The 8,255-nt window shown below is 67.3% G+C and carries 13 protein-coding genes; 5 read left to right on the forward strand and 8 right to left on the reverse strand.

The window, feature by feature from the left end:
* Nucleotides 1-54: 54 nt before the first annotated feature.
* Nucleotides 55-618, forward strand: a complete 564-nt coding sequence (locus tag ACYPYD_RS15650) for a GNAT family N-acetyltransferase (RefSeq protein ID WP_008830645.1) — start codon at nt 55-57, stop codon at nt 616-618.
* 22 nt (nt 619-640) lie between these two features.
* On the opposite strand, the gene ygfZ is transcribed toward ACYPYD_RS15650, so the two are convergent.
* Both ygfZ and ACYPYD_RS15660 read right to left on the reverse strand, forming a co-directional pair.
* The gene (gene ygfZ / locus ACYPYD_RS15655; protein ID WP_459664101.1) at nt 641-1,390 is read right to left on the reverse strand and encodes a CAF17-like 4Fe-4S cluster assembly/insertion protein YgfZ; all 750 of its coding nucleotides are present in this window, start codon (nt 1,388-1,390) and stop codon (nt 641-643) included.
* 40 nt (nt 1,391-1,430) lie between these two features.
* The gene (locus ACYPYD_RS15660; protein WP_459664103.1) at nt 1,431-2,345 is read right to left on the reverse strand and encodes a LysR family transcriptional regulator; all 915 of its coding nucleotides are present in this window, start codon (nt 2,343-2,345) and stop codon (nt 1,431-1,433) included.
* A gap of 115 nt (nt 2,346-2,460) precedes the next feature.
* On the opposite strand from ACYPYD_RS15660, the gene ACYPYD_RS15665 reads away from it, so the two are divergent.
* The 4 genes from ACYPYD_RS15665 to ACYPYD_RS15680 all read left to right on the forward strand — a co-directional run bounded on the left by ACYPYD_RS15665 (nt 2,461) and on the right by ACYPYD_RS15680 (nt 5,023).
* On the forward strand, nt 2,461-3,159 hold the full coding sequence (locus tag ACYPYD_RS15665; RefSeq protein ID WP_459664105.1) for a pirin family protein: 699 nt from the start codon (nt 2,461-2,463) through the stop codon (nt 3,157-3,159).
* Nucleotides 3,160-3,243: 84 nt separating this feature from the next.
* Nucleotides 3,244-3,822: a nitroreductase family protein gene (locus tag ACYPYD_RS15670; protein ID WP_459664108.1), complete on the forward strand. Its 579-nt coding sequence runs from the start codon at nt 3,244-3,246 to the stop codon at nt 3,820-3,822.
* Between the two features lie 144 nt (nt 3,823-3,966).
* Nucleotides 3,967-4,299: a hypothetical protein gene (locus ACYPYD_RS15675; protein WP_459664111.1), complete on the forward strand. Its 333-nt coding sequence runs from the start codon at nt 3,967-3,969 to the stop codon at nt 4,297-4,299.
* 16 nt (nt 4,300-4,315) lie between these two features.
* Nucleotides 4,316-5,023 carry an HPP family protein gene (locus ACYPYD_RS15680; RefSeq protein ID WP_248005723.1) on the forward strand — a complete coding sequence of 236 codons (708 nt, stop codon included), beginning with the start codon at nt 4,316-4,318 and terminating at the stop codon, nt 5,021-5,023.
* Between the two features lie 109 nt (nt 5,024-5,132).
* Here the strand turns inward: ACYPYD_RS15680 and ACYPYD_RS15685 are convergent, their stop codons facing one another.
* The 6 genes from ACYPYD_RS15685 to ACYPYD_RS15710 form a co-directional block, all read right to left on the reverse strand.
* Nucleotides 5,133-5,564, reverse strand: coding sequence for a hypothetical protein (locus ACYPYD_RS15685; protein WP_459664113.1), 432 nt, complete (start codon nt 5,562-5,564; stop codon nt 5,133-5,135).
* Nucleotides 5,565-5,688: 124 nt separating this feature from the next.
* Nucleotides 5,689-6,129: a molybdenum cofactor biosynthesis protein MoaE gene (locus ACYPYD_RS15690; protein ID WP_271180863.1), complete on the reverse strand. Its 441-nt coding sequence runs from the start codon at nt 6,127-6,129 to the stop codon at nt 5,689-5,691.
* A gap of 1 nt (nt 6,130) precedes the next feature.
* Nucleotides 6,131-6,385 carry a MoaD/ThiS family protein gene (locus ACYPYD_RS15695; protein ID WP_285016775.1) on the reverse strand — a complete coding sequence of 85 codons (255 nt, stop codon included), beginning with the start codon at nt 6,383-6,385 and terminating at the stop codon, nt 6,131-6,133.
* Nucleotide 6,386: 1 nt separating this feature from the next.
* Nucleotides 6,387-7,406: a GTP 3',8-cyclase MoaA gene (gene moaA / locus ACYPYD_RS15700; protein ID WP_459664115.1), complete on the reverse strand. Its 1,020-nt coding sequence runs from the start codon at nt 7,404-7,406 to the stop codon at nt 6,387-6,389.
* Nucleotides 7,403-7,762 (reverse strand): Rossmann fold domain-containing protein, encoded by a 360-nt coding sequence (locus ACYPYD_RS15705; protein WP_008830634.1) that lies wholly within the window; start codon nt 7,760-7,762, stop codon nt 7,403-7,405. Before ACYPYD_RS15705 ends, moaA begins: the two co-directional genes overlap by 4 nt.
* Nucleotides 7,759-8,130 (reverse strand): dihydroneopterin aldolase, encoded by a 372-nt coding sequence (locus tag ACYPYD_RS15710; RefSeq protein ID WP_008830633.1) that lies wholly within the window; start codon nt 8,128-8,130, stop codon nt 7,759-7,761. Before ACYPYD_RS15710 ends, ACYPYD_RS15705 begins: the two co-directional genes overlap by 4 nt.
* Nucleotides 8,131-8,255: the final 125 nt, after the last annotated feature.

Consider the following 8,255-nt stretch of genomic DNA (forward strand, 5'->3'; position numbering starts at 1 on the left):
GACTTGCGTGCATGATCCGAGTCGCAGGGCACTAGCACGACGGAGAACCGTGGAATGTTCGTCCGCACGGAGAGGTTGTTTTTGAGACCGGCATGGCCGGAAGACTTCGACGATCTTGTCGAGGCTCTTTCGGACGATGACGTTCAGCGCACTGTCGGCGTGGCTCCTTTGCCCCGTTCGGCGGAGGAACTGCGCATCTATCTGGACCGGCCGCGAGATCCGCGCCTTCCCCATTTCTTCATGTATCTGCGCGCGCCCGGCGGGCCGCAACTGGTCGGAAGTATAGGGTTGGGTCGGAGCGACAGCGCGCTCGGCGCCAAGGAGATCGAGGTCGGCTACTGGATCGTCCCGAGATATCGGGGTCGCGGCTATGCCGGAGAGGCCTTGCGCGCGGTGGTTAACCAGGCGCGCTCGCTCGGCCACTTGCGGGTCATCGCCAGCCACTTCGCCGACAGCCGGGGCACGCAGCAGGTGCTGGAAAGCGCCGGCTTCCACGATACCGGGCAGGTACGGTCGCGCTACAGCGCCTCGCGGGCGATGGAGCACCCGGCGCGCATCTACGTCGCCGATCTCGACCGGCGCCTGAGCCCGCGCATGGAAATGGCCGGAGCCGCCTGAACGGGCGCTCCGGTGCGTTGCCTCAGGCTTCTGCGGTGATCCACTTGGGCATGACATCGGCCGGGATGTCCTCCACCCGCAGGTGATCCACCGCGAGCCCCAGTTCGGGGTAGGCAGCGCGGCGGCGCTTCTCGTCCGAACGGGCCAGTGGCACCACCACGAGGCGGCGGTTGACCTTCTGGCGCCAGTTCATGCGTGCGGTGTTCTCCTGCCCGACGTAGCAGCCCTTGGTGAAGCTGACGCCATGCAGGTCCGCCGCGTTGCATTCGAGCCAGAGCGTTTCGCCATCGCCCAGTTCCGCACGGCCTTCGGGCACCCGCAGCGCCAGACGGTGGGCACGCCAGGCGGCGTCTGCACCGGTCTCTTCCTCGGCCGGATCGGTGGCATCGACCACCGCGACCCAGCGCTCCCCAAGAGCATGGAGGCGCGGGTCCGGAGCGGCGCCGTCGCCCGTGTGCGGCCGCCAGTGCACGGCGAGCCGGTCGTCGCGGGCAATGTCGATCGCCTTGCGCAGCCGGTACATCGACAGGCGCTTCACCAGCGCGTCGGCGACTTCGGCCTCGCAGTCGATGAGCAGCCCCTTGCCGCCCGGCCAGACGATGAAGTCAAACAGCGCCTTGCCCTGCGGCGTCAGCAGCCCCGTCCAGACTGGCAGGGTTCCCGCCACGTCCGAGGTCACGAGCCCCTGCAGGAAATCGACGACGTTCTCATTCGAATCGGGGCGCGGGGACAGCCGGATCACGGCGCGGTCGAACAGGCGGGTAGCGGTCATGCGCCCTAAGTGGAGCAGCCCGAACCGCCCCGCAAGACCCTCACTTGGTCGATGGACATTTCGCGAGACGTTCGCGCATTTCGTCGAGCACCCAGACGGCGGCGGGGCCGGGCCGGCTGTCCTTGCGCCATAGCGCCACGAGCGCGTAATCGAGCGCGGACCGCTCGGGCAGCTTCAGTTCCACGAGGGTGCCCGCCTCCAGGTCCGCCCTCACGGCATGGCGCGGCATCGAGCCCCAGCCGATGCCCTCCTTGAGCAGCGCATGTTTGGCGCCGAGGTCCGCCAGACGCCACGAGCGCGGGCTGAACACGGAGAAATCGCGCCCCTCCGTCAGCGGCGAACGGTCGGTCAGGACCAGTTGCAGATGCTTGCGCGTCTCGCCCGGCTCGATCCGCTCGAACTTGGCGAGCGCGTGGCCGGGGGCGGCGACGGGAACCATCTCGACCGAGCCGATCGTCTCGCGCTCGATCTCCGCAAGGTCCATGATGTCCGGCCCGGCGATACCCAGCGTTGCGCGCCCGTCGAGCACCAGCGCGGCGACAGCGCCCAGCGCCTCAATGTGGAGGCGCAGCGGAACCGTCGGAAAACGCACCTGAAAGTCGCGCAACAGGCGGGCGAGCACGTTGCCCGGCACCATCACGTCCACCGCCAGCGACAGCTCCGCCTCCAGCCCCTGCCGCAGACTGCGGACCTTGGCGAGCAGGGCGTCGACGTCGTCGGAGATCGCATGCGCCTCGGACAACAGCGCGCGACCGGCCTCGGTCAACTGCGGACGGCGCGAGCCTTCGCGGTCGAACAGGCGCACGTCGAGCTGGCTTTCGAGCTGGGCGATGGCGTAGCTGACCACCGAAATCGCGCGCCCAAGTCGCCTGGCGGCTGCATTGAAACTGCCCTCTTCCACCACGGCCAGAAAGCACCGCAAGTGATCGAGACTGGGCGGGACGACGTCGACCATTCAACTTTCCTGAATAATTCAGCCGAGTTTATCACAATTTCGCGATAGCCACGCAAGGGCTACATGGCACTCAACAGGGCCTTAACGGCACCTAACGCATACAAAGGAGTGCCCCATGATCGAACTGCGTCCCTTCGAGAGCATCGGCGCCGCCAATCACGGATGGCTCGATGCCCGCCACCATTTCTCCTTCGCCGACTACCATGATCCGGCGCGCACCAACTGGGGTCGCCTGCGGGTCTGGAACGACGACACCATCGCGGCCCGGTCGGGCTTCCCGCCGCACCCGCACCGCGACATGGAGATCGTCACTTATGTCCGCACCGGCGCGATCACGCACAAGGACAGCCTGGGCAACACCGGCCGCACCGGCGCGGGCGACGTCCAGGTTATGAGCGCCGGCACCGGCATCCAGCACTCGGAGTACAACCTCGAGGACGAGGCGACGACGCTGTTCCAGATCTGGATCATCCCAGACCGCCGCGGCGAGCAGCCGAGCTGGGGCGCCCGTCCTTTCCCCAAGGAGGACCGTTCGGGCCAGTTCGTGACCTTGGCAAGCGGCATCGCCGGGGACGACGACGCCCTCCACATCAACGCCGAGGCGCGCGTGCTGGGCGCGACGGTGAAGGCGGGCGACACGGTGACTTACGCCACCGACGCCGCGCGCCACAGCTACCTCGTCCCCGCCACCGGCCGCATCCGGGTTGGTAACGTGGAAGCCAATGCCCGCGACGGCGTGGCCATCACCGGGCTCGACACGATCACCGTGACCGCTCTCGAAGACGCGGAACTGGTGCTGGTGGACGCAGCCTGACATAGCGCAGGGGGGTGATTCGAAAGGATTGCCCCCCTGCTTGCGCACTCTCCCTAAGCCCTTAGCAGACAAGGACATATTTCGATGACCGGACGTATCGCCAATCCCAAGATCGAGAAGCTCATCGTCGACCGCTGGAGCCCCCGCGCCTTCGACGGCAGCGAGATGCCGCAGGAAGACCTCGACGCGATTCTCGAAGCCGGTGGCTGGGCGCCCTCGGCCTATAACGTGCAGCCCTGGACCTTCCTCTACGCCAAGAAGGGCGACGCGAACTGGGACCTGTTCCTGTCGGGCCTGATCGACTTCAACGCCGGCTGGGCCAAGGAAGCCTCGGCGATCGTCTATGTCGTCTCCGACAAGTTCTCGCGCTCGGAAAAGGGCACTTTCGAGAACCACAGCCACAGCTTCGACGCCGGCGCCGCCTGGGTGCTCGCCGCGATCCAGGCACAGGCGCTGGGCTACCACACCCACGGCATGACCGGCCTGAAGTTCGGCGAGGCCGAAGCCGCGCTCGGCATCCCGGAAGACCATCGCCTCGAAGCCGCCTTCGCCATCGGCAAGCAGGGTGACAAGTCGGTCCTGCCCGACTTCCTGCAGGAGCGCGAAGTCGCCAGCGACCGCAAGCCGCTGGCCGAGATCGCCAAGGCCGGCAAGTTCGCCTGATCCTTTCGGCGCCCGCACCCCTCCCCCCTCCAGTGCGGGCGCTCATCGGCCCGGTCCTCCCAACGGAGGGCCGGGCTTTTTGATTCGCCCAATGATCTTCCAGCCGCCCTGAAATCGCCTTGATCGCATGGCCTCCTGCTCTCCATGCCGATCGCCGACCTCCCGCCCGAACCGCCCGCGATCGCAGCGCCGCTGTTCGACCTTGCGCAGATGCCGCAGGACGGGACGGTCGATCTCCATGCCGTCAAGCCGCGCTGCCCGGTCGGCCGCCCCGGAGAAATCGTCGTCTGCGCGACCAACCCGGAAAAGGAGCGCCTGCGTCCGCTTCCCGATACTTACGAGACGCCGGACGGCCTACCCCGCGCGCAGATGGGCCTGAGCGAAAACTCCTCGCTCGGCGTCGAGCTTGATTCGGCGACGCTGGGCAGCAGCCAAGTCAGCAACCGGGCGATGGTGCGCTACAAGCTGAAGTTCTGATAGCCCGCCTATCGCAATGCGAGGCAAATCCGGGCTCGTCACCCGCACCGCTCTGCGCCATAGCGCCGCCATGGTCCGGCACATTCATTCCCTGCGCCTCCACGCCCTCGGCCGTCTGGGCTGGGCGCGCGGCGCGATCGGCGCGGCGCTGGGGATCGCGCTTTCCGGCTTCGCGACATGGGCCCTGCTCGGCGGCCATCAGGCCCACGCCCTGCCCTTCCTCGTCGCGCCGCTGGGCGCCTCGGCGGTGCTGGTGTTCTGCGTTCCGGCGAGCCCTCTCGCGCAGCCGTGGTCGGTGATCGGCGGAGACCTGCTCTCGGCCGCGATCGGCATTTCGATCGGGCACCTGATCGGCAATCCGTGGCTGGGCGGGAGCATCGCGGTGGGGCTTGCCATCGCGGCGATGTCGGTGGCCCGCTGCCTCCATCCGCCGGGCGGTGCCTGCGCCCTGCTCTGCGCGCTCGGCGCGGGCGGGCAGGTGCCGTGGGACGCGACGCTGATGATCCCGATCGGCGCCAACGTGCTGGTGCTGTGCAGCTTCGGCTGGCTCTACAACAACTTCACCGGTCACGCCTGGCCGCATGTCGCGCCGCCCCCGCCGATTCCCGTCTCCACGCGTGAGGACGTCGTCGCGGTGCTGGAGGAATGGGACGAAGTGCTCGACGTGGACGTCGATGATCTCGACGCCTTCGTGCAGGCGGTGCTGCGACGCCGGGCGTCCTGACGCGAAAAGTCCCACCCCCCGGCCAGAAGGGTGGGACTCCCCGAACGTTCCGACGCGGTCTGCCTGAAGGGCTCCCAGCCCGGTGAACCAGATTCAGGCAGGCCCCGCGTCAGGTGAAGGCGACGATGATCGCGACCGCCAGGCCCCAGCACAGGATCAGCACGGGTAGCGTGAGAACCTGGACGGCCGCTTCGCCCGCCGTGAGCCTTCCGTTCAGAGTGTCGATGCCGCGTGCGGCAAGCTGGCCCCATGTTGGCGCGGCGGCATCGTTGTGGGGTTTCATCTTCACCCAGTGCCCGGCCAGCCCGAACGCCATGAGAACGAACCCGGCGAAGATGACCATCGGGATGGCCAGTTCCGGGTTCATGAACGTGGCGGCCATGACACCGATGAAGGCGAGGTAGAGCGCGACCGTGGCGACATAGAAGCCGGTCGGCAGGCCGAAGCTGCGGTCAACTCCAAAATGCATTGGCGTGCGGGCGGGAACGGCCGTGACCGTAGCCAGACCCTGAAGCTGCTGCCGGGTAAGACGTTGGGACATGATGCTGATCTCCTTGGGTGATCGGCATATGCGCGCCTTCGCGCCATGATTCGTTGATGCGGGTCAAAACCCCCGCCGGAGAGAAGAAATTTCGTCGTCCTGGACTTTATCCGGGACGACGGGGTCACCAGCGCGCGATATCCTCGAAGTCCTGCTCCCGCGGTTCGATCCAGCGCCATTGGCCGCCGGTCTTCTCGCGCTTCCAGAACCACGATTCGCTCTTGAGGTGGTCCATCGCGAAGTCCGCCGCCGCAAAGGCATCGCGCCGGTGCCGGGCAGCGGCGGCAACAAGCACGATCGGCTCGGCCGGGAGCATCACCCCGCTGCGGTGGATCACCAGCAGCCCGTCAAGCGCCCAGCGCCCGCGCACGCGCGTCGCCAGATCTTGCATCGCGGGCAGCGTCAGCGGGTCATAGTGCCGCAGTTCCAGCGCCTCGCAGCCCGCGCCCTCACGCACTTGCCCAAGGAAGCTGACGATCCCGCCCGCTTGCGGGTGCGCGGCGGTGAAGGCGCTCAGTTCCGCTGCCGGATCGAAGCCGGACGTCAGCAGGCGAACGTCGGACATGTCAGCCACCCGAAACCGGCGGCAGGAAGGCCAGTTCGTCGCCATCCGCCAGCACCACGCCGCCCTTTTCGGCGATCAGCGCGCCGTTGAGCGCCACTTTCACCCGGACACCGGCGACGGTCTCGACCAGTTCGGGCGTGTAATGCTCCTCCAGATGCGCCAGCAGAGCGGCCCAGCCGAGCGGTACATCGACGCTGATGCCATCCGTCCCCGCCAGCTCCTCAAGCCGTCCGAGGAACACCAGTTTCGCAGTCATCTCACCCACCCGTCATCGACATGTGCCGCGCCAGCGCAGGCGCCTCGCCGCGTCCGTCGATCGCGAAGTGATGGCGCTCAGGCTTGATCCGCATCGCCGTGTCCAGCGCCGCCGACAAGGCGCCTTGCGGATCGTCCGAACGCAGCGCCGCGCGCAGGTCCACCTGCTCGTTGCCGCCGAGGCACGCATAGAGCTGCCCCGTCGCGGTGACGCGGATGCGGTTGCAGCCCTCGCAGAAATTGTTGGTCAGCGGGGTGATCAGGCCGAGCCGTCCGCCGGTTTCCGCGACGTCCCAGTAACGCGCCGGGCCGCCGGTGCGGTGCCCGCTCGGCGCAAGCGTCCAGCGCCGGGCCAGATCCTCCTGCACCGCGACGAGCGGCAGGTAGTGGTCGAAGCGGTCTTCCTCCACTTCGCCCAGCGGCATGACCTCGATCAGCGTCGCCTCGAAGCCCTGCCCGTGCGCCCAGGCGACGATATCGGCGATCTCGTGCTCGTTGATGCCCTTGAGCGCCACCGTGTTGAGCTTGACCTTCAGGCCCGCCGCCTTCGCCGCCGCCAGCCCCTCCAGCACCTGCGGCAGCGAATCGCGCCGGGTCAGCCGCGCGAAAGCCTCGCGGTCGAGGGTATCGAGCGAAACGTTGATCCGCCGCACCCCAGCCACGCGCAGATCGTCGGCGAATTCGGCAAGGCGGGTGCCGTTGGAGGTGAGGGTCAACTCTTCCAGCCCACCCTGCCCGTCATCCGCGCCGATCCGGCGGCCGAGCGCCCGGACGAGGTCGATCATATCGCGCCGGACCAGCGGTTCGCCGCCGGTCAGCCGCAATTTGGTGATACCGCGTGCGATGAAGCCGAGGGCAAGGTCGTGCATCTCGTCGAGCGTCAGCACGTCCTTCTTGGGAAGGAACGTCATCCGCTCCGGCATGCAGTAGGCGCAGCGCAAGTCGCAGCGGTCGGTCACCGACAGGCGCAGGTACGTGATCCTGCGCTGGAACTGGTCGACGAGGGGCTGCGGCGTGCTCATTCGGACGGATATAGCACTCCGCCCGCGCCCTTGCCATTGAGCGGTAGTAATTGTCCCGTCACACCGCCTGCACCGTCAAGCCAGCGTTGCGCCGCTGCCACAGCCTCCCGCCCACCTGCTCCGGCGTCGCTCTCGACGGCATTGACGCGCGAAGGTGCGAAGCGGCGGGCAAGGCCCTGCACGGCGGCAAGGCGCCAGGCGCGATGCTCGTGATTCGCGGGCAGGAAAACCAGCGTCAGCGGATCGGCGCCGCCCGACAGCGTCGCCTCGATCCCGGGCAGCAGGCGGGCATGGAAATCGGCCGCAGCCTCGAGCGCGTCGTCCGACAGCGGCCCGAGATGGAGCAACTCGTTCAACGACGTTCCCGCGTCAGGGTCATGCCGATCAGTTCGTTGACCTCGGTGAGCGCCAGCTTGACGATCTTCACCGTCACCGCCTCGACCCGCTCGTCCTGCAGGAACAGCGTCTCACAGACGTGGTCGGCGACCGCCTCGATCAGCTTGAAGTGGACACCCTGTGGCAGCGCTTCCGACGCCGCGAACTTGAGGTCCATGTAGTTCTTGCTCGCCGTCAGCGGCGTGTCAGGGGCGTAGTGGTCCGCAGGCCGCAGCTTCACCGTGATGGTGAAACGCAGGGGCTGCGGCTTGCCGGTTTCCTCCGAGTAGATGCCGGTGAGGACATCCTGCTCGAAATCGGCGACTTCAAGGATCAGCGAATCGGCCATGATGTGGGCGCCTTTAGGATATCATCGCTCGCAACGAAAACATTTCGTCATTGCGAGCGTAGCGAAGCAATCCAGGGCAGCACAAACCGCGCTGGATTGCTTCGCTACGCTCGCAATGACGAAAG

This window comes from Novosphingobium sp. 11B (assembly GCF_054589055.1).